Source organism: Dehalococcoidia bacterium (genome assembly GCA_035310145.1).
Taxonomy (GTDB): Bacteria; Chloroflexota; Dehalococcoidia; order CAUJGQ01; family CAUJGQ01; genus CALFMN01.
Window position 1 is genome coordinate 1 of record DATGEL010000122.1, and the last position, 24,568, is coordinate 24,568.

General features: G+C 71.0%; 26 protein-coding genes and 1 pseudogene. 13 read left to right on the plus strand and 14 right to left on the minus strand.

What is annotated here, in order from left to right; all coding sequences use genetic code 11:
• Positions 1-256 precede the first annotated feature (256 nt).
• A complete protein-coding gene (locus VKV26_22665; GenBank protein HLZ72717.1) occupies positions 257-1,420 on the minus strand; it encodes a homoserine O-acetyltransferase in 1,164 nt (387 codons plus the stop codon).
• 4 nt (positions 1,421-1,424) lie between these two features.
• Positions 1,425-2,726, minus strand: coding sequence for an O-acetylhomoserine aminocarboxypropyltransferase/cysteine synthase (locus tag VKV26_22670; protein ID HLZ72718.1), 1,302 nt, complete (start codon positions 2,724-2,726; stop codon positions 1,425-1,427).
• A gap of 197 nt (positions 2,727-2,923) precedes the next feature.
• Here VKV26_22670 and VKV26_22675 point away from each other — a divergent pair, with 197 nt between their 5' ends.
• Together VKV26_22675 and VKV26_22680 are read left to right on the plus strand one after the other, a co-directional pair.
• On the plus strand, positions 2,924-3,925 hold the full coding sequence (locus VKV26_22675; protein ID HLZ72719.1) for an MBL fold metallo-hydrolase: 1,002 nt from the start codon (positions 2,924-2,926) through the stop codon (positions 3,923-3,925).
• Between the two features lie 14 nt (positions 3,926-3,939).
• The gene (locus VKV26_22680; protein HLZ72720.1) at positions 3,940-4,962 is read left to right on the plus strand and encodes an NAD(P)H-dependent glycerol-3-phosphate dehydrogenase; all 1,023 of its coding nucleotides are present in this window, start codon (positions 3,940-3,942) and stop codon (positions 4,960-4,962) included.
• Between the two features lie 60 nt (positions 4,963-5,022).
• Here the strand turns inward: VKV26_22680 and VKV26_22685 are convergent, their stop codons facing one another.
• From VKV26_22685 to VKV26_22710, 6 genes are all read right to left on the minus strand, one after another.
• Positions 5,023-8,106: an FtsK/SpoIIIE domain-containing protein gene (locus VKV26_22685; protein HLZ72721.1), complete on the minus strand. Its 3,084-nt coding sequence runs from the start codon at positions 8,104-8,106 to the stop codon at positions 5,023-5,025.
• 118 nt (positions 8,107-8,224) lie between these two features.
• Positions 8,225-9,700, minus strand: coding sequence for a WD40 repeat domain-containing protein (locus tag VKV26_22690; protein HLZ72722.1), 1,476 nt, complete (start codon positions 9,698-9,700; stop codon positions 8,225-8,227).
• 90 nt (positions 9,701-9,790) lie between these two features.
• Positions 9,791-10,009: a hypothetical protein gene (locus VKV26_22695; protein ID HLZ72723.1), complete on the minus strand. Its 219-nt coding sequence runs from the start codon at positions 10,007-10,009 to the stop codon at positions 9,791-9,793.
• The gene (locus tag VKV26_22700) at positions 10,006-10,638 is read right to left on the minus strand and encodes a hypothetical protein (GenBank protein ID HLZ72724.1); all 633 of its coding nucleotides are present in this window, start codon (positions 10,636-10,638) and stop codon (positions 10,006-10,008) included. Before VKV26_22700 ends, VKV26_22695 begins: the two co-directional genes overlap by 4 nt.
• 30 nt (positions 10,639-10,668) lie before the next feature.
• The gene (locus VKV26_22705) at positions 10,669-10,944 is read right to left on the minus strand and encodes a WXG100 family type VII secretion target (protein HLZ72725.1); all 276 of its coding nucleotides are present in this window, start codon (positions 10,942-10,944) and stop codon (positions 10,669-10,671) included.
• A gap of 60 nt (positions 10,945-11,004) precedes the next feature.
• The gene (locus VKV26_22710) at positions 11,005-11,253 is read right to left on the minus strand and encodes a hypothetical protein (GenBank protein ID HLZ72726.1); all 249 of its coding nucleotides are present in this window, start codon (positions 11,251-11,253) and stop codon (positions 11,005-11,007) included.
• A 503-nt stretch (positions 11,254-11,756) separates the two neighbouring features.
• Between VKV26_22710 and VKV26_22715 the strand changes: the two genes are divergently transcribed.
• A complete protein-coding gene (locus VKV26_22715; protein HLZ72727.1) occupies positions 11,757-12,611 on the plus strand; it encodes a hemerythrin domain-containing protein in 855 nt (284 codons plus the stop codon).
• A 66-nt stretch (positions 12,612-12,677) separates the two neighbouring features.
• Here VKV26_22715 and VKV26_22720 read toward each other — a convergent pair whose 3' ends face one another.
• Positions 12,678-13,391, minus strand: a complete 714-nt coding sequence (locus VKV26_22720; protein HLZ72728.1) for an alpha/beta hydrolase — start codon at positions 13,389-13,391, stop codon at positions 12,678-12,680.
• Positions 13,392-13,479: 88 nt separating this feature from the next.
• The gene (locus tag VKV26_22725; protein ID HLZ72729.1) at positions 13,480-14,202 is read right to left on the minus strand and encodes a haloacid dehalogenase type II; all 723 of its coding nucleotides are present in this window, start codon (positions 14,200-14,202) and stop codon (positions 13,480-13,482) included.
• A gap of 86 nt (positions 14,203-14,288) precedes the next feature.
• Here VKV26_22725 and VKV26_22730 point away from each other — a divergent pair, with 86 nt between their 5' ends.
• From VKV26_22730 to VKV26_22760, 7 genes and pseudogenes are all read left to right on the plus strand, one after another.
• Positions 14,289-14,957 (plus strand): TetR/AcrR family transcriptional regulator, encoded by a 669-nt coding sequence (locus VKV26_22730; protein HLZ72730.1) that lies wholly within the window; start codon positions 14,289-14,291, stop codon positions 14,955-14,957.
• Positions 14,954-15,133 carry a hypothetical protein gene (locus tag VKV26_22735; GenBank protein HLZ72731.1) on the plus strand — a complete coding sequence of 60 codons (180 nt, stop codon included), beginning with the start codon at positions 14,954-14,956 and terminating at the stop codon, positions 15,131-15,133. Before VKV26_22730 ends, VKV26_22735 begins: the two co-directional genes overlap by 4 nt.
• A 12-nt stretch (positions 15,134-15,145) precedes the next feature.
• Positions 15,146-15,445 (plus strand): annotated as a pseudogene (locus VKV26_22740) (redoxin domain-containing protein).
• Positions 15,428-15,961, plus strand: coding sequence for a protein-disulfide reductase DsbD domain-containing protein (locus tag VKV26_22745; protein HLZ72732.1), 534 nt, complete (start codon positions 15,428-15,430; stop codon positions 15,959-15,961). Before VKV26_22740 ends, VKV26_22745 begins: the two are co-directional and overlap by 18 nt.
• A 15-nt stretch (positions 15,962-15,976) precedes the next feature.
• Positions 15,977-16,174 (plus strand): hypothetical protein, encoded by a 198-nt coding sequence (locus VKV26_22750; protein HLZ72733.1) that lies wholly within the window; start codon positions 15,977-15,979, stop codon positions 16,172-16,174.
• Positions 16,175-16,444, plus strand: a complete 270-nt coding sequence (locus VKV26_22755) for an OsmC family protein (GenBank protein ID HLZ72734.1) — start codon at positions 16,175-16,177, stop codon at positions 16,442-16,444.
• 87 nt (positions 16,445-16,531) lie between these two features.
• The gene (locus tag VKV26_22760; protein HLZ72735.1) at positions 16,532-17,362 is read left to right on the plus strand and encodes an LLM class flavin-dependent oxidoreductase; all 831 of its coding nucleotides are present in this window, start codon (positions 16,532-16,534) and stop codon (positions 17,360-17,362) included.
• Here VKV26_22760 and VKV26_22765 read toward each other — a convergent pair whose 3' ends face one another.
• The 3 genes from VKV26_22765 to VKV26_22775 are packed head-to-tail and all read right to left on the minus strand — an operon-like array spanning position 17,363 to position 19,164.
• The gene (locus VKV26_22765; protein HLZ72736.1) at positions 17,363-17,656 is read right to left on the minus strand and encodes a hypothetical protein; all 294 of its coding nucleotides are present in this window, start codon (positions 17,654-17,656) and stop codon (positions 17,363-17,365) included.
• The gene (locus tag VKV26_22770) at positions 17,653-18,093 is read right to left on the minus strand and encodes a HEPN domain-containing protein (GenBank protein ID HLZ72737.1); all 441 of its coding nucleotides are present in this window, start codon (positions 18,091-18,093) and stop codon (positions 17,653-17,655) included. Before VKV26_22770 ends, VKV26_22765 begins: the two co-directional genes overlap by 4 nt.
• 24 nt (positions 18,094-18,117) lie before the next feature.
• Positions 18,118-19,164: an LLM class flavin-dependent oxidoreductase gene (locus VKV26_22775; GenBank protein ID HLZ72738.1), complete on the minus strand. Its 1,047-nt coding sequence runs from the start codon at positions 19,162-19,164 to the stop codon at positions 18,118-18,120.
• Positions 19,165-19,380: 216 nt separating this feature from the next.
• On the opposite strand from VKV26_22775, the gene VKV26_22780 reads away from it, so the two are divergent.
• Positions 19,381-20,388, plus strand: a complete 1,008-nt coding sequence (locus VKV26_22780) for a patatin-like phospholipase family protein (GenBank protein ID HLZ72739.1) — start codon at positions 19,381-19,383, stop codon at positions 20,386-20,388.
• Between the two features lie 215 nt (positions 20,389-20,603).
• Positions 20,604-22,028 (plus strand): AarF/ABC1/UbiB kinase family protein, encoded by a 1,425-nt coding sequence (locus tag VKV26_22785; GenBank protein HLZ72740.1) that lies wholly within the window; start codon positions 20,604-20,606, stop codon positions 22,026-22,028.
• A 36-nt stretch (positions 22,029-22,064) separates the two neighbouring features.
• Here VKV26_22785 and VKV26_22790 read toward each other — a convergent pair whose 3' ends face one another.
• Positions 22,065-23,684: an amidohydrolase gene (locus VKV26_22790; protein HLZ72741.1), complete on the minus strand. Its 1,620-nt coding sequence runs from the start codon at positions 23,682-23,684 to the stop codon at positions 22,065-22,067.
• A 239-nt stretch (positions 23,685-23,923) separates the two neighbouring features.
• Here VKV26_22790 and VKV26_22795 point away from each other — a divergent pair, with 239 nt between their 5' ends.
• A complete protein-coding gene (locus VKV26_22795; GenBank protein HLZ72742.1) occupies positions 23,924-24,385 on the plus strand; it encodes a hypothetical protein in 462 nt (153 codons plus the stop codon).
• Positions 24,386-24,568: the final 183 nt, after the last annotated feature.

Genomic DNA, 24,568 nt, shown 5'->3' on the forward strand with positions numbered 1-24,568 from the left:
AGTCATCGGCCCCTTCCTGCGCGACCGACCGTCCTCACTACGGTCGGTCGCTCTGTTTTCCTCGTTACCCTACTGCATCGCCACGCCTCGCCTCCGTCTCATCCCTGCACCGTGCTTCCACAACTTCTGGGCACACCCCCTCCGACGCCGCCGGCTTCATGACCGGCCAGACGCTGTATCTTGACGGCGGCCAGAGTCTGAAGAAGTACCCGGAGATGTTCGGCTTCGCCCAGCAGCTCGCGGCCGAGCCGTAGCGCTACGCCAGCGCCCGCAGAAATGGCCCGATCGCCGCGTTCATCGCCTCCCACTCGATCAGGAAGGCGTCGTGGCCGTGCGGCGAGTCGATCTCGACGTACCGCGCCGCGTTGCCGTTCTGTCGGAACAGCGCCACGATCTCGTGCTGCTGCCAGGTGGGATAGAGCACGTCCGAGCTGATGCCCAGGCAGAGCACCGGGCCGCGGAAGGGCGCCAGCGCCGCCGCAGCCGAACCGCGTCCCGCGGCCACATCATGCCGGTCCATCGCCTCGGTGATCGTCAGGTAGGTGTTGGCGTCGAAGCGCTCGACCAGCTTGTGACCCTGATAGCGCAGATAATGCGAGACTTCGAAATCGCCGCCGCCGGGCACACGAGCATTGCCCTCGTCGCGCCACTCCAGCGGGTTCGGCCGCGCCGCGCCGGGCGCCAGCAGCCGGCCGAAGCGGCGCTCGAACGAGATATCCGAGCGGTACGAGATCATCGCGACCTGCCGCGCCAGCCCCAGCCCTTCGCGCGGCTGCGCCTCCGGCGAGTAGCGGCCGCCCTGCCAGGCCGGGTCGAGGCGGATCGCCTCGCGCGCGACCTCGTTCAGGCCGATGCACCAGGCGGAGTGCCCGAGCGCGGTGGCGATCGGCACGATCGAGGCGACCACTTCCGGGTACATCGCCGCCCATTCGAGCACCTGAAAGCCGCCAAGCGAGCCGCCCGCCACTGTCACAAGCCGGCGCACGCCCAGCCGGTCGATCAGCAGCCGCTGCGCCCGCACCATGTCCCGCACCGTGATCGGCGGGAAGTCCGGTCCGTACGGGCGGCCAGTCGCAGGATCGAGCGAGGTCGGACCGGTGGTGCCGTAGCAACTGCCGAGGAAGTTCGTGCAGATCACATAGTACCGATCGGTGTCCAGCGCGAGTCCGGGACCGATCAGCGGCTCCCACCAGCCTGGCTGGCCATCGAGCGATCCGTCGGCGGCGTGGAGGTTGCCGGCGTGGGCGCTGCCCGTGAGAGCATGACAGACGAGGATGGCGTTGCCGCCATCCCCGCCCAACCGGCCGTAGGTTTCGTAGGCCACGGTGAGCGGCCCCAGCCGGCCGGCGTCCAGCTCCAGCGCCTCAAAGGTCGCGCTGGCCGCGAGCGTGGACGGAATGCGCGAGGCGCCGGCAGGCATCACGTCAACTCGCGGCGAGCGCCTGCTCGAAGTCGGCCGTGATGTCATCGATGTGCTCGATGCCGACCGAGACGCGCACCATGTCGTCGGTCACGCCGGCTGCCTGCTGCTCCGCGGCATCGAGCTGCTGGTGGGTGGTGCTCGCCGGGTGGATCACCAGCGTCTTGGCGTCGCCGACGTTGGCCAGCAGTGTCGCCAGCTTCACGTTGTTGATGAACGACTTGCCGGCCTCCATGCCGCCCTTCACGCCGAAGTTCAGCATCGCGCCGAACTTGCCGGCGCGCACGTACTTGTTCGCGTTCTTGTGCGAGGGATGCCCTTCGAGCCCCGGATAGTTCACCCAGGTCACCTTCGGGTTGCGGCTCAGCCACTGCGCCAGCGCCATCGCGTTCTCGCAGTGCTTGTCCACGCGCAGCGAGAGCGTTTCGAGGCCCAGCAGGAACAAAAACGAGTTGAAGGGGCTCATGCAGGGGCCGAGGTCGCGCAGCCCCTCGACACGGGCGCGGATGATGAAGGCGACGTTGCCCAGACCGGGGAAATCGCCGAACACGTCCCAGAACTTCATGCCGTGGTAGCCCGGCGAAGGCTCGGTCATGATCGGGAAGTTGCCGTTGCCCCAGTTGAACTTGCCGCCGTCGACGATCACGCCGCCGATCGAGTTGCCGTGGCCGTTGATCCACTTCGTGGCCGAGTGCACGACGATATCGGCGCCGTGGTCGATCGGCCGTACGAGATAGCCGCCGGCGCCGAAGGTGTTGTCCACGACGAGCGGAATGCCGTGCTTGTGCGCCACGGCGGCGACGCCTGCGAAGTCCGGCACGTTGTAGGCCGGGTTGCCGAAGCTCTCCAGGTAGAGCGCCTTCGTCTTGCCGTCGATCGCCTTCTCGAACTGCTCCGGCTCGTCCGTGTCGATCCATTTGACGTTGATGCCGAGGCGGGGGAAGGTGACCTTGAACTGGTTGTAGGTGCCGCCGTAGAGCAGCGGCGTGGAGACGATGTTCTCGCCCGCCTGCGCGATCGTGGTGATCGCCAGCAGCTGCGCCGCCTGGCCCGAGGCCGTGGCCAGGGCGCCGCTGCCGCCCTCCAGCGCGGCCATGCGCTGCTCGAAGGCGTCCGTAGTCGGGTTCATGATGCGGGTGTAGATGTTGCCGAACTTCTGCAGCGCGAACAGCGCCGCCGCGTTCTCGGCCGTCTCCAGCGCGAAGGTGGCGGTCTGGTAGATCGGCATCGCGCGGGCGCCGGTGGTCGGGTCGGGCGCCTGGCCGGCATGGACCTGGAGCGTCTCGAAGCGGTAGCCTTCGGGCATCGTTTCAATCCTCGCTGGCATTAGGGCCGAGAACGACGGCGGCCCTAAGGATTGTCACCGAACTAGATCGAAGAAATCAACTTCTCGCACTCCGCCCTATCAACCGACCCCCGTAGCCTCCCCCTCTCCAGTTGCTGGAAAGGGGGCCGGGGCCAGAGCGCAGCGCAACCGTCGGAGACTTGAAACGAGGTGACCCAATGCAGATCAGCCCCAGCGTCCGCGCCGTGCAGGTGCCCGACGAAGAACCGATGCACCCGCTCTTCACCTCGATCTACCTCGTCGGCAAGCACGGCGCCGGCGAGGCGCTGACGATCGACTCCGGCGAGGCGATCGACCGCTACAAGTGGATGCTGCGCGGCTACCTGGCCGCGACGGAGCGCTCGGAGATCGCGCTGGCCGGCATCACCCACTTCCACCTCGACCACAGCGGCAATTTGAAGTGGGTGCAGGAGACGCTCAAGGCCGAGGTCGTGCTCGCCGACGAAGCGCGGCCGTTCCTCGAAAAGGACGACCGCCTACCCGAAAGCGGCACGCGCCCGATCCGCGACGGCGACGTGATCACGCTCGACGGCGGCGTGCGCGTGCAGATCATCTTCACGCCCGGCCACTCGCCCGATTCGCTCTGCTACTACATTGAAGAAGAAGGCGTGCTGTTCACGGGCGACACGCTGCTGGGCAGCAGCACGACCACGGTGCACGACCTGGCGGCCTATCGCGCCAGCCTGCAGCGGCTGCTGGCGCTGCCCAAGCTCGACGTGATCTGCCCCGGCCACGGCGCCGTGGTCAACGACCCGCGCGAGCGCCTGCAGATGTACGTGGACCACCGCAACGAGCGCGAGCGCCAGATCATCGCGGAGCTGGCCGGCGGCGGCGAGCACACGAGCTGGGAGATCATGCTCAAGCTCTACCCCGAGATCAACACGCGCCTGCGCCGCGCCGCCGACAGCAACGTGCAGGCGCACCTGCGCCAGCTTGAAGCCGAGGGGCGCGTCAAGCTGTTCGAGGGCGTGCGCAAGGAGCCGGAGCCGCCGGCGCCGGCCCAGGTGGCCGAGCACGAGCGGCGCGAGGCGATCAAGGCCGAGGCGAAGAAGCTCGAGGACGAGGAGCGCAAGGCGGCGATCGCGCGGCAGGAGAATCCGCCCGACGACGAGTGGGTCGAGCGCCCGCGCTACGAGCTGGTCGGCACGGCGCGGGCGTAGCCACGGGGGCCGCGATGGTGACGCCGCGAGGCACGACGAGCAAGGTCTGCGTGGTGGGCACCGGCGCCTTCGGCACGGTGCTGGGGCTGCTCATCGCCGAGCGCGGCGCCCGCACCGTGCTGCTCTGCCGCGACCCGGACGAGGCGAAGCGGCTGCGCGCCGAGCGCGAGAACCGGCGCTTCCTGCCCGATGTGCCGCTGCCGCAGGATATGGCCTTCACCGCCGATCCCGCGGAGGCGATCGACGGCGCGCGGCTGGTGATCCTGGCGCCGCCGGCGCAGCGCCTGCGCGAGAACCTGGCCTGGATCGGGCCGGCGCTGCCCGCCGCCACGGGCCTGCTCTGCGCCAGCAAGGGCATCGAAGTGCGGAGCGGCCTGCGCATGTCGGAGGTGATCCGCGAGGCGCTGGGGCCGCGTCCCGGCGTGGTGCTGACGCTCTCCGGGCCGAACCTTTCGGGCGAGATCGCCGGTCACCTGCCCGCGGCGGCGGTGGTGGCCGGACCGCCCGAGGCCGAGGCCGGCATCGTGCGCGTGCAGGAGGTGCTCTCCTCCGACCGCTTCCGCACGTACGGCAGTCACGACCAGATCGGTGTGGAGCTGGGCGGGGCGCTGAAGAACGTGATCGCGATCGCCTGCGGCATCGGCGACGGGCTGGGCTTCGGCCACAACGCCCGCGCCGCGCTGCTCACCCGCGGTCTCGCCGAAATCACGCGCCTGGTGGTGGCCTGCGGCGGCGACGCGCGCACAATGTCCGGCCTGGCGGGCGTCGGCGACCTGATGACCACCGTGGCCAGCTCGGCCAGCCGCAACTACTCGCTCGGCGTGGCGCTGGGCCGCGGCGAGCGGCTTGCGGACTACGCGGCGCGCAGCGTGCACATCGCCGAGGGCGTGCCCACGACCCGCGCCGCCGTGGCGCTGGGCGAGCGGCTGGGCGTGGAGCTGCCGATCGCGCAGCAGTTGCGCGCCGTGCTGGACGAAGAGTGCACGCCGCTCGCCGGCGCGACCGCCCTGATGCGCCGGGCACTGGTGGCGGAGTAAGCGGGGCACGGTGAGACAGCGACGCAGCCAGCGTCCCTTATGCCCCGCGCTCCGCCCTCGTCAGGCCACCTGGTCCAGGACTTTGGCGCGCAGGCGCTCGCCGGCGCGGCGCAGCCAGTCGGCGTCCGGCAGGGCGTAGGGGCGGAAGCGCTCCAGCCGGCCCTCCTCCTCGTTGCAGTACAGCGCCTGGTGCGGGCCGAGCTTGCTCGCCGCCTCCACGTCCACCAGGGTGCGCGAGTCCTGGGCGCTCATCTGCAAGACCACGCGCAGCACGAACTCGCGCAGCAGGCGATGGTCCAGCACGCGGTTCAGGTTCGTCAGCGTGTCGCACCAGGCCAGCGTGTGCACGCCCACGTCCGGCCCCTCGCGCAGGATCGTGGGGAAGCGCTTCGCCGGGCTGGGCGCCTCGTCCGCCTCGCCGCCGAAGCTGAAGCCGAACTCGTCGAGGGGGCGCAGGTCGCGCGCCCACTGCAGGCCGAAGATGACCAGGTAGATCGGCCCGCCCGAGGCCTGCTCCTCGATGCGGCGCTCGACCGTGGCGGCGATCTCCGCGATCAGCTCGGGCAGGTGCCGGCGGCCGGCGACCTGGATGTCGTGCGGCAGCAGGCTCGCCATGCGGGCGAAGCTGCCGGCGTGCGGCCAGTCGATCGGCGTGAAGTCGAGCACACAGAAGCGGGCGCGGGCGCCGCCGGGCAGCGGCGGGGTGTGCGCCGCCAGACTCAGCAGCGTCGTGGTCAGCACCCCGAGCGCCGCCTCGTCGTTCTGGCCGACGACCAGCAGGTTGGCGCCGCTCTGGCGCACGAAGGGCGCGGCGGTCGGGTCCTTGATCGCGATCGGCTCGCCCAGCCAGGCCGGCGTGGCCCGCAACTGGCCGGGCCAGTCCGGCGCCTCGATCAGCTCCGCGATCGGGCTCTGGCTGATGTCGGCCGGCTCGTTGCCCTCGAACACGCGCTGCGGCGCCGGCGGCCGGTAGCCCTGCTGCTGCGCCAGCTCCTGCGCCGTGGCCAGGTAGGCGTCGCGCTGCGCGTCCGCGAGCCAGCCGACCTGGCAGGGGTTGTTGCTTTCGACCACGCCGTTGTTCGAGTTGTAGATCGCCGCCCCCGGCCGCGTCAGCGAGCGCGCCGCCAGGTTGTCGTCGGAGAGGATCAGGCGCGAGTCGGCCTCGGAGCACTGCAGGGCGATGCGCACCTGCATCTGGTCGATCGTGCTGCGCGGCAGCATGTAGCTGCCGGTGAAGGCGCCGGCCAGGCTCTGCGAGGCGAGCAGCACGTGAATGCCGAAGGAGCGGCCCTGCCGCACCAGCCGGTCCAGCAGCTGCGCCGCGCCGGCGGCGATCGCGTCGTTCTCGGTGAAGAACTCCTGGAACTCGTCCACCAGGAGCAGGATGCGCGGCATCGGCCCGGCGATGCGCTCGCGGTAGGCGGGCACGTCGTCCACGCCCGCCTGGCGGAACAGCTCGCCGCGCCGTTTCATCTCCGCGTCGAGCCCCTGCAGCACGCTGAGGCCGAACTCGCGCTCGCTCTCGATCGCCACCACGCGGGCGTGCGGCAGCGCATGCCGGGCGTAGGTCTTGAACTCGACGCCCTTCTTGAAGTCGATCAGGTACAGCTCAACCTCGTCCGGGCTGTAGAACAGCGTCAGGCTGGTGATCAGCGTGTGCAAGAGCGTGGACTTGCCCGAGCCGGTCTTGCCGGTGAGCAGCACGTGGTGCGCCGTGCCCTTGCCCAGCGTCAGGCACTGCACGCGCGTGGCGCCGGCGCGGCCCACCAGCGCCGTCAGCCCCGGCGCACTGCCGCCTTTCCACCACGTCGTCGGGTCCGCCGGGTCCACCTGGTCCAGCAAGCCTTCATAGTCTTCCGGATGGGCCAGCACCTGGTCGCGGAAGAGGTCGTACAGCCGCTCGAACGGCACCTCGACGCGGCTGGAGTCCTTCGCCTCTTTGCCCACCGTGGTGAGAATGCGGCCGAACAGCGTCTTGTCGGGTTCTTTCTGCATGGTCAGGTCGGGCGGCGCATCCAGCACGAAGGTGGAGGACTGCACGGCCTCGTCCTGCCAGACGAAGCGTTGGCGGTTCCAGTAGATCACGCTGCTGACGCGCTCCAGCTCGCGCAGGTTGAAGCCCTCCGGCAGCGGCAGCTCCGGGTCGACCAGCATGATCGTGTAGACGCCGCAGCGCGGGCCGTTCTGCGCGATGCTGAACAGCCGCCGCGCCGCCGTCTCGCTGAAGGCGGCGGGAAAGTCGAGCACGACGAGCAGGCGGTACGGCTCGGCTACTTCGCCGGCGTTGGCGTTGAACTCCTCGATCGTGGCGTACTGGTTGCGCAGGTACTTCTGGATCACCATCTCCATGTGCTCGGTGAGGTCCACCAGCCGCTGCTCAATCTGCTGCGGCTCGGTCCACGCCTTGCCGGTCACCAGCGCCTCGTTGTAATCGGCCAGGTGCATGAAGGCGGCCACGTTCTGGCCAAGGCCGATCGGGTCGAGGAAGGTGAAGCGGACCTTGCCCGGCGGCAGCGTGGCCAGCACGCGCAGCAGCATCGACTGGATGCAGCCGATCGCCTGCTGCTTCGCCTGTCCGGAGACCTTGAAGAGGATGTTGCCCGCGTCGATGAAGGGCAGCAGCGCCGGCACGGAGATCGAGGTCATGTCGTTCAGCCCGCCGGGCACGACGAGGCCGGTGAGCGGGTCGCGCGGGCCTTCGTGCAGCGTGCCGGCGCGCACGTAACGCGGGATCGTCTGGTCGCTGCCCGGCTGCCACTCGTCCCAGATCGGATCGTCCCAGTGTGCGCCGGCCATACCCGCTTCGCGCGTGATCGCCTCGGCGTCCTCGGTAATGCGCACGATCGTGTCGTCGTACTCGCGCTGCATGGCGCGGATCGCGGCCTCGTGCTCGGCCTCGGCGGCGCTGATGCGCTCGTCGTGCCGGCGCTCGGCCCCGCTGATCTGCTGCTCACAGGCGGCGCGCGTGCCGACCGTGCCCTGCTCGTACTCGCGCTCGGCCTGTTCCAGGCGCGCCGTGCACTCCTGCTCGCTGCTCTTCAGCCAGTAGTCGTGCCAGAACTGCCCGTCGCTCCACGCCTGGCAAAGGCGGTTGACGTGCTGCTGGAGCTGCACGGTGGGGTCGCGCCGAAAGGGAAGCCGCATCACGATCGCTCCGGGATGAATGGGTCAAACGACGCAAGGTGCAGGGCGCAGGCAAGGCGCCCTCGTGTTCATCCCTTCGCCCTGCGCCCCACGCCCTACACCCTCTATTCCCTGTTCCCTACCGCAGGTGATAGACCCGCACGTTGTGGTCGCTGGTCCAGGCGATGAGCGCGCCGCCCTTCGCGAAGGCGACACTCCACACCGGGCTGCTGGCCCCCAGGCTCTTGAGCCGGTGACCGTCCAGGCTCCAGAGCTTGACCGACTTGTCGACACCGGCGCTGGCGATCTGCTTGCCGTCCGGCGAGAAGGCGACGCTGCGCACCGGCTGGCTGCCGGCGTTGATCACGCGCAGTTGCCGGCCCGTCGCCACTTCCCAAAGCCGCACGGTGCCGTCGCTGCCACCGGAAGCGAGCAGCGTGCTGTCGGGCGAGAAGGCCACGGCGAAGGCGTCCCCATTGTGGCCGGAGAGCGTCTTCAGCTCCTGTCCGCTGCTCGCGTCCCAGATCTTCACGGTGCTGTCGTTGCTGGCCGAGGCGATCAGGCGGCCATCGGGCGAGAAGGCGACGTCCCACACCCAGCCCTGGTGGCCGCTGAGCGTGCGCAGCTCCTGGCCCGACTGCGCGTCCCACAGCTTCACCAGGCCATCGGCGCCGGCCGAGGCGATGGTCTTGTCGTCCGGCGAGAAGGCGACGGCGCGCACGCCGTCGGCGTGGCCGGAGAGCGTCTTCAGCTCGCGCCCCACGGCCACGCTCCAGAGCTTGATCGTCTTGTCGTCGCTGGCCGAGGCCAGCATCGTGCCGTCCGGGGAGAAGGCCACGTCGTTGACGAAGCCGGCGTGGCCGTTCAGCCTCGCGAGCGTACGGCCGCTGCCCGCGTCCCAGAGACGGACGCTCTTGTCGGCGCTGGCCGAGGCGAGCGTCTTGCCGTCGGGCGCGAAGGCGACGGCGTTGACCACGCTGCTGTGGCCGCTGAGCGTGGCCGAGCAGCCGGCGTGGTTGCCGAAGGCGGTGCTGACGAAGCCGCAAGAGCCGGTGCCCAGCTTCACCGTGGCGCCCAGCAGCAGCACGGCCGCGATGGCGACGTAGGCGATGCGCATGTGCGTCTTGTGGCTCTGGCGGCGCTTGCCGAGCACCTGCTCGACGCCGCGGTCGATGCGCTGCGAGGCCTTGGCCGCCTGCGAGGCGCATATGCCAAGCTGCAAGGCGGGGTCGCTGATCGGCTGCGGTGTGGGCGGCGGCGCGGTCTGCGCGTGCTGCAGGAGCTGGTTGAGATGCGCCAGTCCGAGCACGGTGCGTCCGCCGTCGTACAGCGTGCGCACACTCTCGATGCCCTTCTGCGCCGCCTCGTGAACTTCCTTGCGCTTGCGCTCCACCGCCTCCAGCTCGGCGTGGTAGCGCTGCGTGGCGCCGGACTCGGCGTAGGTGCGCTGCTCCTCGGCGACGTCGCGCGCGGCGGCCAGCTCCTTGGCGGCGGCCTGCTGGATTTGCTCCACGCGCGCGGCAGACTCGCTCTCCGTCTGGGTGCGCTGCATCGTCACGCGGCGAAAGGCGGCGAGGATCTCGCGCTCACGCAGGGCCAGGTCGGCGCCGGGCATCGCAAACCACCTGTCGTCTGTGCGGCGTTGCAGGGACGCCGCGTTGGCACTGAACTTGTCGTCTCGCGGCCGCCTGCGGCGGCCGCGCCGTCAGGGCACGTTGCGGTGGGCGGCGGCCAGCACCTGCAGCAGCTCGCCCAGCGCTTGCCCGGCGGCGATCGTCTGTTTCTCCAACGGCGCCCAGTGCTCGCGCGCGAAGCGCGCCTGTACGGGGTCGTTCCAGACCTCGCCCAGCGCGTGCCAGCGCGTGCGCAGCGCCTCCCACGCCGTCTGCAGCTCTTCCACGGCGCTCGTATGATTCATCGTCACGTGCGCACCGCCTCTGCATGGTCTGCGGACGCATCATCCTCGCTGGTTTCGCCCTCCTCGGCAGCGGCGCCGCCGGCGGGCGCGGCCGGCCAGGCGACGGGCCCGAGCGGACGCTCCGGCTCGGAGGGCAGCGGCACGGAGACGTAACCCGCCAGCGTGGCCAGCTTCTTCTCCAGCACGGAGAGCGCGGCGGGCAGGTTTTCCTGCAGCACATCCTTGAAGCGGACCTGCTGCGTGCGGTAGCTCTCGATCGCCAGATCGAGCGTCCTCTGCCACTGCATGGCGTTGGCGCGGCCGCCCTCGGCGTCGCGCAGGCGCTGGCGGGCGCGAGCCAGCGTCGTTTCGTAGCGGTCGCTGCCGCCGACGGGGCGCAGGTGGGCGGGAATCTCGGGGTTGGTGCTGATGGCCTTGAAGCGGGCCAGCGTCAGCTCGGCGGCGCGGATGTCTTCGCGGCCGCGGCGCACCTCGCGCTGCCAGTGCGCGAGCCGGCCCTCGAACCACTCGAGCTGGCGGGCAAGGAAGTAGTCGAAGCCTGCCAGCGTCTCCTCGGCCTCGGCGCGGTAGCGCAGCAACGCCCCGCGGAAGCCGCCGAGCGCTTCGATCGAGCGGACGTTGACGGACTGGGACATGCGGCGGCCTCGCGGGCGGCGTTCGGGCGCCTAGCGCTGGGTCAGATACTCGTTCGCCTTCTGCGCCTTGCGCATCAGGTAGGGGATCTGGTCGTCGGCGGTCTTGATGAACTGCTGCAAGACCTGCATCGTCTGGTCGAACTCGGCGGCGAAGCGGGAGTGCTCCTGGTCGCGCCAGGTGTCGCCCAGCGCCTGGAACTGACCCTGCAGGCGGGTCATGCTCTCGCGCAGGTGGTTGTTGAAGGAACGCACGCTGCTGGCGAAGCGCTCAAGCGCCTCGGGGCTGACGACCGCCTGCTGCGACATGACTCTCTCCCCCGGCTCATGGCCGGTGCAACGCGGGCGCAAGCGGTGGGGCTGCGCCCCTCACCTGTTGCTGTCGTCGTGCCGGCGCGGCGGCGTTACGGGGAAGACCGGGAAAACGGGCACAAAACGGGAACGGTCGCGGTCGCGCACGGTACTGTCGCCAGGGAGCGTGACGGTCGTATCGGCCACGGCCCAGACCGTGCCGCCCAGATTGGAGAGCGACTCCATGCGGTCGTCGCCCGCGTCTGCCGTCAGCGTGCTGCCCCGCTGGCGCGGCGACACCGGGTAGCTGTACGCCTGCGAGAACACGGCGCCGCCGCTGAAGCCAGGCCACGAGCCAGGCCGTGGTGCCCGTGGTGGCCGTGGGGCCGAAGGTGAAAGCGACGTAGAAGGCGTGCGTGGCGGCGGCCGTCGCCGTGTTCGAGGCTGGAAGGAACGGGCAGGCGCTCCGCGGCGTCTGTTTCCAGGTCCGGCGATCCGGCCGCCGCAGCAGGCGCACGGATCGGCGGTTTTGCCCATCGACCGTGCGGATGAGCGGCCATACGCTCGTCGAAAAAGCTACTTCGACAAGTGATTCTTACCGGGTGCAAAGCGTGACTATGCTGAGTAACAGCAGCGGCCGGCGGCGGGCAGACGGTGCGCGGGACGGCGATGGTCACCTCGGTCCTCCCGTCAAGCGGCGTGCGGCGCCGGCAGGCGGCCGGCACTCCGGCCGCCGCGCATCGCTGCCATCCGTGGATCATGCACTCTCGCGGCCGGCGAGCGAGGTTCCCGCGCTGTGCGGCATGCACGAATGATGTAAGGAGAGGACGATGGCCACCGATCAGGCCATGGGCGCCATGCCGCATCCGGGGATGGAGGTGTTCACCGCCGAGGGCGAGAGCGTCGGCACGGTGAAGGAGATGCAGGGCCGCTATTTCAAGGTCGATGCGCCGATGAAGCCGAACTTCTGGCTCACCGCCGACTGCATCCGACGGACCAACGCCAATACGGTCACGCTGAGGGTCGACAAGGACCATCTCGGCGACGTGAAGACGGACCGGCCGTCGCAGCGCGAGGCGCAGTCACTCTACCAGGCCACAACCACCGACCCGAACATCAGCACCAGCCGTACGGCCGGCGCCGATATCGGCCGGCCGCTCGGCAACCACGCCCAGCGCGGCGCAACCTCGGCGCAGGGCCAGGGTCCGTCCGGCGGCATGAGCGAGCCCGTTGGCGCGATTGCCTTGCTGATGCAGATGCACCGCGAGGCGAAGACGCCGTTCCGCCAGATCCTCGACAGCGGCAGCGGCGGCCAGGCGGCGATGCGCTGGAATACGCTGGAGCCAACGCTCAAGCTCCACGAGGAGATGGAGGAGCAGCACCTCTACAATCCGCTAAAGCAGGAGCAGGGCCGCGGCAGCGAGCCGGGCGACTGGGAACCGCGGCACGAGCGCGAGGTGCAGGAGCTGAGCGCGATGATCGCCCAGGCCGACAACCTCTCGCCGACGGACGAGCGCTGGCTGCCGCAGATCCGCCGGATCCACGACGCGCTGGCACGGCACATCGACGAAGAAGAGACGACGATCTTCCCGCGCATCCAGCAGGTCTGGGACCGCGAGCGCCTGGAGCGCGCCGGCCAGCAGATGCAAGCGATGAAGCAGCAGCGGCTGGGACGAACGTCCTGACCCGCCGGCCGGCGCGCCACGCCGCACGGGCGCACCGCGGCGGTGCGCCCGTGCTTGTGTCCAGCCTCAGCCCGCGCCGGCCAGTTCTCGTGCCAACGCCAGCAGCGCTCCGGCCACGGCGTCGGCGTCTACCAGCATGTGGAAGTGGCCGGCAGGCAGCTCACGCGCCGGCCAGCCGCGGGCGCGCGCCTCTGCCAATGACGCTGCGTAGGGCGGGCTGAACCAGAGATAGCCGCAGGGCGCGTCCGGCCAGCCGCGCGGCACGGGCAACGGCTCGTCGAAGAAGTCGAGGCCGCGCGGCCGCAGACCGGCCAGCAGGGCGCCGCGGCGGGCGGCGTCCGGCACGATCGCCGCGAGCTGCGCATCGATCCAGGCCGGGAAGCGTTCGCCCGCCGCCAGCGAGGCGCGCAGTTGCGCGGCGAACTCGGCCGACTCGCCCGCCATCGCCTGCAGCCGGCTGCCGGCGAACGGCAGCCCCGCATCCACGAACAGATAGCCGCCCGCCGGCCGGTCCGCCGCCTCGCGCAGCAGCGGCAGCAGCGCCCCGGCGCCGCTGTGACCCACCAGCAACGGCCGCTCACCCGGCGGCAACGCCTGCAGCGTCCGCGCCGCCGCACGCGCCTCCCGCGCCCAGAACGGCTCGCCCGCGGCGCCGTCATCCCGCAGCCCGGCCACGAAGGCCGCCGCGCCACGCGCCCGCAGCGCCTCCGCCACGGGCTGCCAGACATCCGGCCCCGTCAGCGGGCTGTGCACGAGCACGAACACGACGCTCTCGGGCAAGGCTGTTCTCCCGGCTGCGATGCTGGGCCGGCTGCTATTGTCGCACGGCGGGCTTCGCCGACCTCGCCGTGCGGCGGGGCTAGCCGGATCAGGCGCCGAGCCGGTCGGCGAGGTCGGCGAAGCCCGCCGCGGCCAGATCGATGCCCGGCGGCGGCGTCAGGTCGCGCGTCTCCGGCTCGCCCCACTCGCCGGGACGGGGCACGTAGGCGGTGCGCAGGCCCACCCGCGCGGCGCCCTGCAGGTCCCACGGGTGCGCCGCCACCATCAGCGCCTGCTCCGGCCGCAGCCCCAGCCAGCGCACGGCCGTCTCGTAGGCCGCCGGGTCATCCTTGTAGCGGCCGATGAACTCGCAGGAGATGATGCCGTCCCAGGCGATGCCGGCGTGCTTCGAGCTGTCCACCAGCAGCGAAAAGCTGAGGATGGAGAGCACGACGACGGTGTAGCGCCCGCGCAGCCGCGCCAGCGCCGGCGCCGCGTCGGGCCAGGCGCGCAGCCGGTGCCAGGCGAAGGTCAGATCGTCGCGCTCGGCGGATGAGAGCACGGCCAGCGGTGAATCCTGCAGCAGTTGATCCAGGGCGCGGCGGTGCAGGGCGTCGGCGTTCTGCCAGGGCAGCGTGCCGGCGCGCACCTCGCCCACGCCCTGCAGCATCGCGCGGCGCCAGGTATTGGCGAAGGCGGCCGCGTCGAGCTGCACGCCTTTCGTCCGCGCTGCCTGCTGCACCGCGTCGCCGATGGTGTGATGCCAGTCGAAGACCGTGCCGCCGACGTCGAAGGTCAGCGCCCGCATCGCGCCGGGGTCGAACTCGCCCATCGCCGTCACCTCCCTCACGCTGCACGCTTGCGCGGCGCCGTGACGCCGGCTATAGTTAGCCGACCAGTCAACTATACGGGCGCAGGATGGGACGCACCAGTGACGCGCGGGAACGGCTGCTGCAGGTGGCGGCGCAGTTGATCCACGCCCGCAGCTACGCCGACGTGAGCGTGGACGACCTCTGCACCGCTGCCGGCGTGAACAAGGGCAGCTTCTATTACTACTTCCCCGCCAAGCGCGACCTGGCGCTGGCGGCGGTCGAGGCGCAGTGGCAGCAGGTGCGCACCACGCTGCTGGAACCGGCCTTCGCCCGCGATCTGCCGCCGCTGGCCCGCTTTCCACGCCTCTTCGATCTGGTGGCGGCGAGGCACGCGACGCGCGCCGAGCAGAGCGGCTGCGTGCTGGGCTGCCCCTTCGGCAACCTGGCGCTGGAGCTGAGCACGCGCGACGAGGTGGTCCGCGCCAAGCTGCAGGAGGTCTTCGCCGGCTACTGCGTCTACTTCGAGACGGCGCTGGCCGAGGCCGCGGCCGCGGGCGAGATCGCGCCGGCGAACGTGGCGCCGGCGGCGCAGGCCGTGCTCGCCCTGCTCGAAGGGGCGCTGCTGCTGGCGAAGACGGCGAACGACGCCGGCGTGGTCAGCCGCCTGGGGAGTCAGGTCGTACCGCTCATCCGCGGCGCCGGCGGCAGTTCGGCTTTCCGCGCGAACCAAAGCCTGCCGGCCACGGCCATGCGTGAAGGAGGATCGCCGCCATGACAACACCTGCACGGCCGCCCTATCCGCCGGTCGACGTGGAGCGCATCGGCCCGGCGCTCGGCGCACGCTTTCCCAACGTCGTGCTGCCCGACCAGCACGGCGCGCCGGTCGACCTGCACGCGGTCCGCGCCGGCCGGCGGGCGCTGGTCCTCTTTTATCGCAGCGCCGCCTGGTGACCGTACTGCAAATCGCAGCTCGTGGAGCTGCAACGGGCACTGCCGGATTACGAGCGCGTGGGGCTCGCCGTCTTCGCCATCAGCTACGACCCGGTGAGCGCGCTGGCCGCCTTCGCGGAGAAGCACGGCATCACCTATCCGCTGCTCAGCGACCAGGGCAGCATCGTGATCCGGCGGCTGGGCCTGCTCAACGAGCAGGTGCAAGAGCAGCACGCCGCCTTCGGCATTCCCTACCGCGAGGGCGCCAACGGCGTCGCCTATCCGGGCGCCTTCATCCTCGACAGAGACGGTATTGTGCACGAAAAGCGCTTTTTGGAGAACTACCGCGAGCGCGAGACCGGCGCGGCGTTGCTGGAGCAGGCGTTCGGCAGCGAGAGCGCGGCGCACGGCCCCGAACAGCGCGCGAGCGGCCCCGGCGTCGCCGGGCGCGCCTACCTGGATGCGCCCGCGTACCGCCTCGCACAACGGCGCTGGCTCACCGTCGAGTTGCAGATCGGACCCGGCCTGCACGTCTTCGGCCGGCCGATTCCAGGCGGTTACGTCCCGCTGGAGCTTTCGGTTGCGCCGATCGAGGGCATTACGGTCGGTGAGGTTCAGGCGACGGCGCCGCGGCCGTTTCAGATCGCGGGGCTGGAGGAGCAGTTCCACGTCCATGAGGGCCGCGTCGTGCTGCGGCTGCCGCTGACGTTCCAGCGCCGGGTCGAGGCGGAGTCCTTGCCGGTGCGCCTGCGCTACCAGGCGTGCAGCGCCACGGACTGCCTGCCGCCCGGCACGCTCGAACTGGCGCTGCCGCTCGTGGCCGAGAACCTCGTGGATTTGGACCGCTAAAGGGAGTGTGGCCAGATGGCCGAGCCGTTTCAGTACATCTCGCGCAGCACGATCGAGTACCACGGCGGGCTGCGCCACGCCTATCTGGGCGACGTGCCCACGCCCGTGGTCTACGGCGTGCAGGGTGGCCTGCGCACCTACTACAAGGCGCCGGAGAGCGCGCCCGTGATCGCCTCGACGCTGGATCACATCGTCGCCGCCGTCGCCGGTTGAATGTACGGCACCCTTGCCGGCGCGCTGTCAGCGCGCAACGTTCGCTTCGATCGCTCCCGCTACACGGCCGACGTCGAAGGCACGATCGAGGGCGTGGGCCAGACGATCCGCATCTCTGCCATCGCCATGCACTACAAGCTGGCGATCCCGGCCGGCAGCCGCGCCGAGACCGATCGGGCGCTGGAGTTTCACCCGCGCGGCTGCCCGGCGCACGAGAGCGTGAAGGACGCGATCCGCATCACCTGGGACGCCGAGATCAGCGAGGTCTGAGCGGGACGCCCATATCCCGTCCACTGCCGTGTGCCGCCGCGCCGTCCAGCCCGTAGCATGAGCGCAGCATGCACGGGGCGGTGAGCGATGCACGTCGATCTGCTGCTGGTGCCGTTCGGCACAACGTATCCTGAGCTGCGCGCCGCGGCCGTGGCGGCAGAAGCTGCGGGCTTCGGCGGCGTCTGGACCTGGGATCACCTGCGCGTGGCCGAGGGCGGGCCGGGCGCCGTGCCCGAGGCGCTGACCACGCTCGCCGGGCTGGCGGAGGCGACTTCGCGCCTGCAACTGGGGCCGCTGGTGCTGAACGTGGGCACGCGGCACCCCGGTCTGCTGGCGAACATGGCGGCCACGCTGCAGGAGATCAGCGGCGGCCGCTTCGTGCTCGGCCTGGGCGCGGGCGGCAGCCGCGAGACACCCTACGCCCGTGAGTACGAGCAGCTCGGCCTGCCGGTGGAGGAGAATCCGCTGCGCGCGGCGCGCGTGGCCGAGGCGGCGCAGGTGCTGCGCCTGCTGTGGAGCGGCGGCACGCAGTCGTTCGCCGGCGAGCATTACCGGTTGCACAATGCCCGCGGCTTCATGCAGCCGCAACCGGCGCCGCCGATCGTGATCGCCGGCTTCGGGCCGCGCATGGCACGCCTCGCCGGGCGCTGGGGCGACGGCTTCAACACGCAGGCCGGCCACCCGGAGCTGCCGCGGCTGATCGAGCTCGCCCGCGCGGCCCATGGAGCAAGCGAACGCGCGAGTGAGCCGTTCGAGATCTCCGTCTTCGCGGGACTGAGCGAGCGCTGGCTGCGAGCCGGCAGCAACGAGCGCACACGGCTGGAGGCACTGGGCGTGGGGCGGATCATCCTGCTGACACAGCCACCCTACCCGCTGCCGCAAATCGCCGAGGCTGGCTGGCTGCTGGCCGGCGGGTGATCACAACGGCAGGCGAGCGCCGCCAAGCGCAAATGCGCCATGCGGCAGCGTCATCACAAAGATCGGCAGGCGCTCGTTCACCTGGAATTCGAGCAACCGATCGATGATGAGATCCATGATTTCGTCGGGGTCTTCAGTATCCGCCCTGACCTCAAGCCACCACTCGCGCGGATCATCCAGGCCGCGCCGTAACGTGAATTCGGCATCCGGATGCACCCCGGCGATCATGGATTGCAGCTCGTTCGCCGCGGCCTTCAGGCGAGCAGTCCGGGCCTGTTTCTGAGCAGTCGTCACTGTCTGTTCCCCTGCCGGCTACGCACGGCCGCGACATATTCGCGTGCCCGGTGCACTGCCCGCGCAGCCTGCGTCACGGTGATCAGGGTTGTGGCATAGTCCGCCGTGTCGCGCAGATCCCGCAACCGCGTCAGCGTGTCTTTAAACTCATTCGGATACAGCTTGCGCCGGTTCACTAACCTCGCTGAGAACTCCGCCTGTACGAACGCGTGCCCCCACGCCCGGCCATCCGCGGGGATGGAAACACCCGCGCGCCACAGCGCATACACGGCCGCCTGGAAGCAGGCGTAGTAGGCGCGGTTGGCACAGTTATTGTAGCGGCCGGCGGCAAGTTCGGCCTCGGCGCCGGCCAGGCTCTCTTCGGCCTTTCGCAGAAACTCCTCCATGCAAGCGGCGCCGTCCTCTCTGCGCCGACGGCTGCGGCGCGTCTCGGGCACGAGGCTCGGACGGCAAATGCCGCCTCAGGCCGGGGCGGTGGCGGGCGCGGCGAAGGCGGGCATCACCTCCTCGACGAAGAGTTTGATCGAGCGCATCGCCTGCGCGTGCGTGATACTGCCCCAGGCGAAGCAGAAGCTGATGTAGGTGCAGCCGCTCTGCGCGAAGGCGCGGGCGATCTGCTCGCGCACCGTGGCCGGCGAGCCGGCGATGATCGTCTCCTGCTCGCGCTGCACGGCGAAGCCGCCGCGGCGCGCGTAGGTCGAATCGCCGTGCAGTTGCCAGAGGTAGTCGAAGCTCTGCCACCAGGTCGCGAAGGCGGTTTCAGCCTCGGCCAGCGCCTGCTCGTGCGCCGGCGCGATCAGGATCTGGCGGTTCATGCCCAGCCGCGGCCGCGCGATGTTCGCGCCCAGCCGCTGCGGATCGTTGCGGTGCTCCTCCCACACCTGCCAGTAACGGCGCGTGCCCTCGGCCATCGCCGCCGCGGGGCCAAGCCGCATCAGGTTCATGCCCTGCTCGGCGGCGAAGGGGATGCTCTCGATCGTGCTGGTGGCATACCAGAGCGGGGGATACGGCTGCTGGGCGCTGCGCAGCACCATCGGCACATCGTCGTACTGCAAGTATTGACCGTGGTAGGTCAGTCGCTCCTGGGTGAGGCCGAGCCTGAGCACCTCCAGCGACTCGCGGAAGATGGCGCGCGACTGCGCCGGGTCGACGTGGTGGTAGCCCAGCTCGTAGGGCGAGACGCCGCGGCCGACACCCAGCTCCAGCCTGCCGCCCGAGAGCTGATCGAGCATCGCCACCTCCGCGATCAGCCGCAGCGGCTCATAGAGCGGCAGCAGGTAGACGAGCGGGCCGAGGTGGATGCGTCGGGTGCGCTGCGCGGCACTGCTGAGGAAGAGCGCGGGCGAGGGCGCGAGGCCGAGCGGCGTTTGGTGGTGCTCGGCCAGGTGGTAGCAGACGAACGGCGCCGTATCGGCGTACTCGAGCAGTTGCAGCCGCTCTTCGTAGATGCGGCCGATCGGCGCCTCGCGCCGGTCGATCCAGTCAAACAGCCCGAACTCATAGGACACAGGGGACACAGGGGACACAGGGGACACAGGGGACTCATAGGACACAGAGGACACAGAGGACACGGACGTCGCGTCGCTGCTCATCATCTACCTCCGCTGCCGGTTCCGGCCCGCTTCCGCACGCTATGCGCGGGCCGGAGCGCCTGTCAACGGCGGCACGCGGCAGTCGATCAGGCGTATGCTTGCGGACAACAGCGCACGGCGGGGAGGCAGCGCATGGCCGGAGGGCGTGTGGCGCTGGTGCTGGGCGCGGGAGGCATCACGGGCGGCGCCTACCAGCTGGGCACGCTCGCGGCGCTGCAGGAATGCTGCGGCTGGGAGCCGGCCTCCGCCCGCGCCTTCATCGGCACCAGCGCCGGCTCGTGGATCGCGACGTTGCTGGCGAGCGGCCGCCTGCTGTCGACGTTGCCCGGCGCCGTGCTGCCGCCCGAGCCGGGGCGCGGCCGCGCCCCGGCGAGCAGCAGCACGCGCGATCTCTACACGCCAGCGCCGCGCATCCCCTCGCCCTTCTGGTGGGCGCGGCCGGGCGGCCTGCTGGCGGAGAGCGGCCTCTTCTCGACGGAGGGGATGGAGCGACGGCTGCGCGCCCGCCTGGGCGAGGCCGCGCAACGCTGGCCGGCGCAAAACCTGCGCCTCGTCGCCTTCGACGTGCAGAGGCGGCAGCGCACCGTCTTCGGCGCCGCCGGGTCGCCGCGTGTCACGGCGCTGCAGGCCGTCACCGCCTCGTCCGCCATTCCCGGCGTCTTCCGGCCCGTGGTGATCGATGGCGTGCCGTATCTGGACGGCGGCATCGCCTCGACCACGAACCTCGACCTCGCCGCCGAGTTCGCGGAGGAGATCGACCTGGTGCTCTGCCTGGCGCCGATGGCGGGCGAACGGGCCGGTGAGCCGCCGGCGCCCGGCGCCGGCATCTACGGGCAGATGCTGACCGGGGCGCTGGCGGCCGTGGCGAGCCGGCAGCTAGAGGCCGAGGCGCGGCAGCTGCGCGCCGCCTTTCCGCGCCTCGAGATCGTCATCTTCCGCCCGAACGCCGCCGACCGGCGGGCGATGGGCGTGAACGCCATGTCCGGCCGCCGCCGTGAGCCGTCACGCGAGCAGGCCCACCGCTCGGCGCTGGCGGCGCTGGAGCGGCCGGAGCTACAGGCACAACTGGCGCGCGGCGGCATCGGCCCTCATCCCCCGTCCCCTTCTGCCAATCCTGGGAGAAGGGACGATCCGGTGTAGGACGTCCCAGGGGGCGTCGGGTTAGCGGTCTACCACAGGGGCGCACCCGCATGACCGCGGAGCGGTCAGCTCTCCGCGCCTGCGCCCTTCGCGGCGCCCGCCACGAGCATTGACACGCCGACTACCCCGACGCCCTCCACCGGCCGCCGGGCCTTCCGTCCGGCGGACGCTTCGGGGAGAATGGCGGCAGGCGCCGCTTGCGCCGGGCATCACAAATGGCAGCTCCACACGTCCTCCGCGGGCGGGCCGCGCGGCAAGGCGCCGCGATCTCGCCGCGGCTGCATGACGCCGGCCGCCGCACCGCCCTGCGGTTGCGCGAGGCGCCCTCGCTGCGCTTCGCCTACGCGATGGCGATCGCCGGGCAGACGCTGGCGGGCTACCGGCTGGTGCTGCTGCGCCGGCGCAGGGCGCCCGTGGCCGTGCGCCAGGCCGCGCTGCGCGCCGAGCACCAGCGCAACGCCGAGCGCATCTATGCCGCCGTGCTGCACCTGCAGGGGCTGATGATCAAGATCGGGCAAACGCTCGGCTCGAACCCGGCCGGCGTGCCCGCGCCCTACATCGACGTGCTCTCCCGCCTGCAGGACGCCGTGCCGCCGCGTCCCTGGCCGCTGATCCGCCCGGCGATCGAGGCGGGCCTCGGCCGGTCGCCGGAGGAAGCGTTCGCCCGCATCGAGCCGCGCGCCGTGGCCGCCGCCAGCCTGGCACAGGTGCACCGTGCCACGCTGCACGACGGCCGCGAGGTCGCGGTCAAGGTGCTCTATCCCGGCATCGAGCGGCTGGTGCGCTCGGACCTGCGCGTGCTGCGCACCCTGCTCTGGCTGGAAAGCCGCTTCGCCGGCTACCCGCTGCAGCCGGTCTACGACGAGCTGGCGCACAACGTGCCGCTGGAGGTCGATCTGCTGCACGAGGCCGAGGCGATGGCGGAGATGGCGGCGCTGCTGGCCGGCGACGCCGCCGTGAAGATCCCGCGTGCGCTGCCCGAGCTCTCCAGCCGGCGGGTGCTGGTGATGGAGTGGATCGACGGCATCAAGATCACGGACGTGGCCGGGCTGCGCGCTGCCGGACTCGACCCGCAGCAACTCTGCGAGCGGCTGACCGACCTCTACTGCCGCCAGATCTTCGACTTCGGCTTCTTCCATGCCGATCCGCACCCCGGCAACCTCTTTGCCCTGCGCGACGGCCGCCTCGCCCTGGTCGACTTCGGCCTCACGCGCCGGCTGCCGCGGCCGGTGGTGCGCGGGCTGGCGCTGCTGAGCCGCGCGATTATGACCAGCGACGACGCCGGCGCCGTCGAGGCGTTCGGCCTGCTCGGCTTCCGCCTGCGGGACTCGAACAACCAGGAGGCGCTGATCGCCACGGCGAACTTCTTCCGCGCCGTGACCGACCCCGCGACCTACGCCGCTGCCGCCCAGGCCGGCGACGCGGAGGAGACGCTGCGGGCGGTGAACGAGGCGATGCGCCGCGCCAACCGCGCCAACCCGTTCGTCGACTTCCCCGGCGAGATCACGCTCGTCTCGCGCGTCTTCGGCCTGATGACGGGCGTGGGTGTGGGCATGGGAGCCTCGCCCAACGTGCTGCAGCCGGTGCTGCGCTGGACCGCGCCCCTGCTCGACGGCGTAACGCCCAGCCGGCCCGCATAACGGCCCTGTGGCGGCCACGCCCGTCCGGCGCAGTCGCTACGCCTCGTGCACCACCGCGCCGCCGACCACGGTCATCGCCACGGGCGTGTCGCGGATCTGCTCGACGGGCACGCGGGCAAGGTCTGCGCCCAGCACGACGAGGTCGGCCAGCTTGCCCGGCTCGAGGCTGCCTTTGATCGCTTCCTCGAACGAGGCGTAGGCGCCGTTGATCGTGTACATGCGGATCGCGGTGGCCAGGTCCACGCGCTCGTTCGGGCCGCAGACCTGGCCGTCCATCGTCGCCCGCGTCAGGCACTGCTGGATGCCGAACAGCGGGCGGTAGTCGGTCACCGGCGCGTCCGAGCTGCCCGCTGCCCGCACGCCCATGCCGAGCAGGCTGCGGGCGGGGAACATCGTGTCGGCGCGGTGCTGGCCGTAGTTGCGGATGTAGCCGTCGCCGAACTCCCAGAAGAAGGCGGGCTGGATCGCCGGCACGATGCCCTGCGCCGCCACGCGCCGCTGCAGATCGGGCGGGCAGATGCCGCAGTGCTCGATGCGGTGGCGCAGCCCGTCACGCGGAAACTCGCTCTGGGCACGGGCCATGGCGTTCAACGTCTGCTCGATCGCGCGGTCGCCGAGCGCGTGCACCGTGCACTGGAAGCCCTGGCGGTGGGCGCGGCCGATCAGGTCGTCCAGCTCGTCCTGGCTCCAGTAGAGGATGCCGCGGTCATCGGAGTCGGAGGTGTAGGGCTCGCGAGTGGCCGCCGTGGGACCGCTGCTGGAGCCGTCGGTGATCACCTTGAAGGCGCCCAGCCGCAGCCGCTCGTCGCCGAAGCCGCTGTGCAGGCCGCTGTTCAGCATGCCGATCAGCGCGTGCTGCTTGCTGTTCACGGTGGTAAAGGCGTAGAGCCGCACGCCGATCTCGCCCGCGGCCACGAGGTCCTGGCAGGGCACGAAGGCCGGCCCGACGAGGCCGGCCGCGTCGTGCACGCTGGTGCCGCCCGCCGCCAGGTAGGCCGCGTTGGCGCGCCGCAGCCCCTCGCGCAGCTCTTCGCGCGAGAGGCCGGAGACGTTGTGGATGGGAGCCGAGGCCGTCTCGTAGCAGACGCCAAGCAAGCGGCCGTCGGTACGGTCGAAGCGGCCGCCGGCCGGGTCGGGCGTGCCGTCCGCGAGGCCGGCCAGCGCCAGCGCCGCGCTGTTCACCGAGGTGATGTGGCCACACGTGCGGGTGAAGATCACCGGGTGCGCGGGGGCCACGGCGTCCCAGTCGTCTCGGTTGGGGTGGCGCTGCTCGGCCAGGCGCGACTGGTCGTAGCCGCGGCCGCGAATCCAGGTTCCGGCCGGCTGGCGCGCCGCACGTTCGCGCACGGCTTCCTGCAGCGCCGCGATCGACTGCATGCCCGGCGCCTTGCAATCGATCATCGACATCGCCGTGCCCACGCCGGGGAAGTGCGCGTCCGCGTCGATCAGGCCGGGCAGCACCGTGCGCCCGGTCAGCTCCACGCTGCGCGTGCCCGGCCCCGCCAGCGCCCGCACGCTCGCCGCGCTGCCGGTGGCCAGCACGCGACCGCCACCCACGGCCACGGCCTCGACCACGTCGTTGTTCGCATTGACGGTGTGCACCGGTCCGCCGCTGAAGATCAGGTCGGCGCGCTCGGGCAGGGGCTGGCTGGTCATCGACGCTTGCTCCGCGGAAGGTTTCCGCGGACAGCGTACAGGCGGCGGGCGGCGGCCGCCAGCGCACGCGTGATGCGCCACCCGACGCAATCGGCGGGTCTTGAAACCAGGGCCGGAGAGAGTACGCTGTCAGGCGGCGAGCGGGGGCGCCGCGATCGGCAGCCGAATGAACGTTGGCTCGAAGCGCGCCTGCTCGCCGCCGTTGTCTGACCGCGGACCAGGCAGAGAGGAGAGCGGTGATGCCGGCCAGCCGCATCGAGCGTGCGTTAGCGGCGCGCGTGCCCGAGCCGATCGTCGCCTGGCACAACGGCCAGAGCCTGGAGTCCCGCTATGGACGCGCGGCGCCGGCGGGCGGTGTTACCAGAGTCGCCGCCGGGGCGATTCTGCGCCACCAGTTCAACAAGGCGCGCCGGCCAGACGCGGTAACGATGCCGCGCTTTCCCGTGGTAGCGGTAAGCGCCGGCCGCGTCTACTGGTTTGCCGGGCCCGTGCCGGCGGGCGAGCCGGTCGCCGTGCTTGAGCGCGCGGAGTGCGGCGTCATCGTCAGCGGCAACTGGTGGTGGCGACGGCTGGACCTCGTCGCCGCCGGCGAGCCGGCGCGCTCCTACACCGTTCTCTTCAATGGGCTCTTCGGCAGCCGCAAACGGCTGGCAAACCTCCTGCGGGCGCTCGCCGGCCAGGGGTCGATGCCGCCTGCATGACGGTTCAGGCGCGGCGGCCGGCTATACCGTGCCGGCCGCCGCCAGCCGCAGCACCTCGACTTCGCGGGCCGAAAGGGCGTTCGGGGATACGGTCGCCCTTACGCCGGGCCGCTACACCTTGACGCTGACGCTGGACGGCGGTCAGAGCTGCCAGGCCTTCTTCAACCTCTCGTAATGCCGCCA

Excerpts from the sequence above, each read along its gene's own strand:
- VKV26_22715 (HLZ72727.1), top strand. The coding sequence starts at position 11,757 with ATGGCCACCGATCAGGCCATGGGCGCCATGCCGCATCCGGGGATGGAG.
- VKV26_22790 (HLZ72741.1), bottom strand. The coding sequence starts at position 23,684 with ATGACCAGCCAGCCCCTGCCCGAGCGCGCCGACCTGATCTTCAGCGGC.
- VKV26_22725 (HLZ72729.1), bottom strand. The coding sequence starts at position 14,202 with ATGGGCGAGTTCGACCCCGGCGCGATGCGGGCGCTGACCTTCGACGTC.
- VKV26_22785 (HLZ72740.1), top strand. The coding sequence starts at position 20,604 with ATGGCAGCTCCACACGTCCTCCGCGGGCGGGCCGCGCGGCAAGGCGCC.
- VKV26_22760 (HLZ72735.1), top strand. The coding sequence starts at position 16,532 with ATGCACGTCGATCTGCTGCTGGTGCCGTTCGGCACAACGTATCCTGAG.
- VKV26_22665 (HLZ72717.1), bottom strand. The coding sequence starts at position 1,420 with ATGCCTGCCGGCGCCTCGCGCATTCCGTCCACGCTCGCGGCCAGCGCG.
- VKV26_22675 (HLZ72719.1), top strand. The coding sequence starts at position 2,924 with ATGCAGATCAGCCCCAGCGTCCGCGCCGTGCAGGTGCCCGACGAAGAA.
- VKV26_22705 (HLZ72725.1), bottom strand. The coding sequence starts at position 10,944 with ATGTCGCAGCAGGCGGTCGTCAGCCCCGAGGCGCTTGAGCGCTTCGCC.
- VKV26_22690 (HLZ72722.1), bottom strand. The coding sequence starts at position 9,700 with ATGCCCGGCGCCGACCTGGCCCTGCGTGAGCGCGAGATCCTCGCCGCC.
- VKV26_22780 (HLZ72739.1), top strand. The coding sequence starts at position 19,381 with ATGGCCGGAGGGCGTGTGGCGCTGGTGCTGGGCGCGGGAGGCATCACG.
- VKV26_22755 (HLZ72734.1), top strand. The coding sequence starts at position 16,175 with ATGTACGGCACCCTTGCCGGCGCGCTGTCAGCGCGCAACGTTCGCTTC.
- VKV26_22735 (HLZ72731.1), top strand. The coding sequence starts at position 14,954 with ATGACAACACCTGCACGGCCGCCCTATCCGCCGGTCGACGTGGAGCGC.
- VKV26_22795 (HLZ72742.1), top strand. The coding sequence starts at position 23,924 with ATGCCGGCCAGCCGCATCGAGCGTGCGTTAGCGGCGCGCGTGCCCGAG.
- VKV26_22680 (HLZ72720.1), top strand. The coding sequence starts at position 3,940 with ATGGTGACGCCGCGAGGCACGACGAGCAAGGTCTGCGTGGTGGGCACC.
- VKV26_22700 (HLZ72724.1), bottom strand. The coding sequence starts at position 10,638 with ATGTCCCAGTCCGTCAACGTCCGCTCGATCGAAGCGCTCGGCGGCTTC.
- VKV26_22685 (HLZ72721.1), bottom strand. The coding sequence starts at position 8,106 with ATGCGGCTTCCCTTTCGGCGCGACCCCACCGTGCAGCTCCAGCAGCAC.
- VKV26_22730 (HLZ72730.1), top strand. The coding sequence starts at position 14,289 with ATGGGACGCACCAGTGACGCGCGGGAACGGCTGCTGCAGGTGGCGGCG.
- VKV26_22750 (HLZ72733.1), top strand. The coding sequence starts at position 15,977 with ATGGCCGAGCCGTTTCAGTACATCTCGCGCAGCACGATCGAGTACCAC.
- VKV26_22670 (HLZ72718.1), bottom strand. The coding sequence starts at position 2,726 with ATGCCCGAAGGCTACCGCTTCGAGACGCTCCAGGTCCATGCCGGCCAG.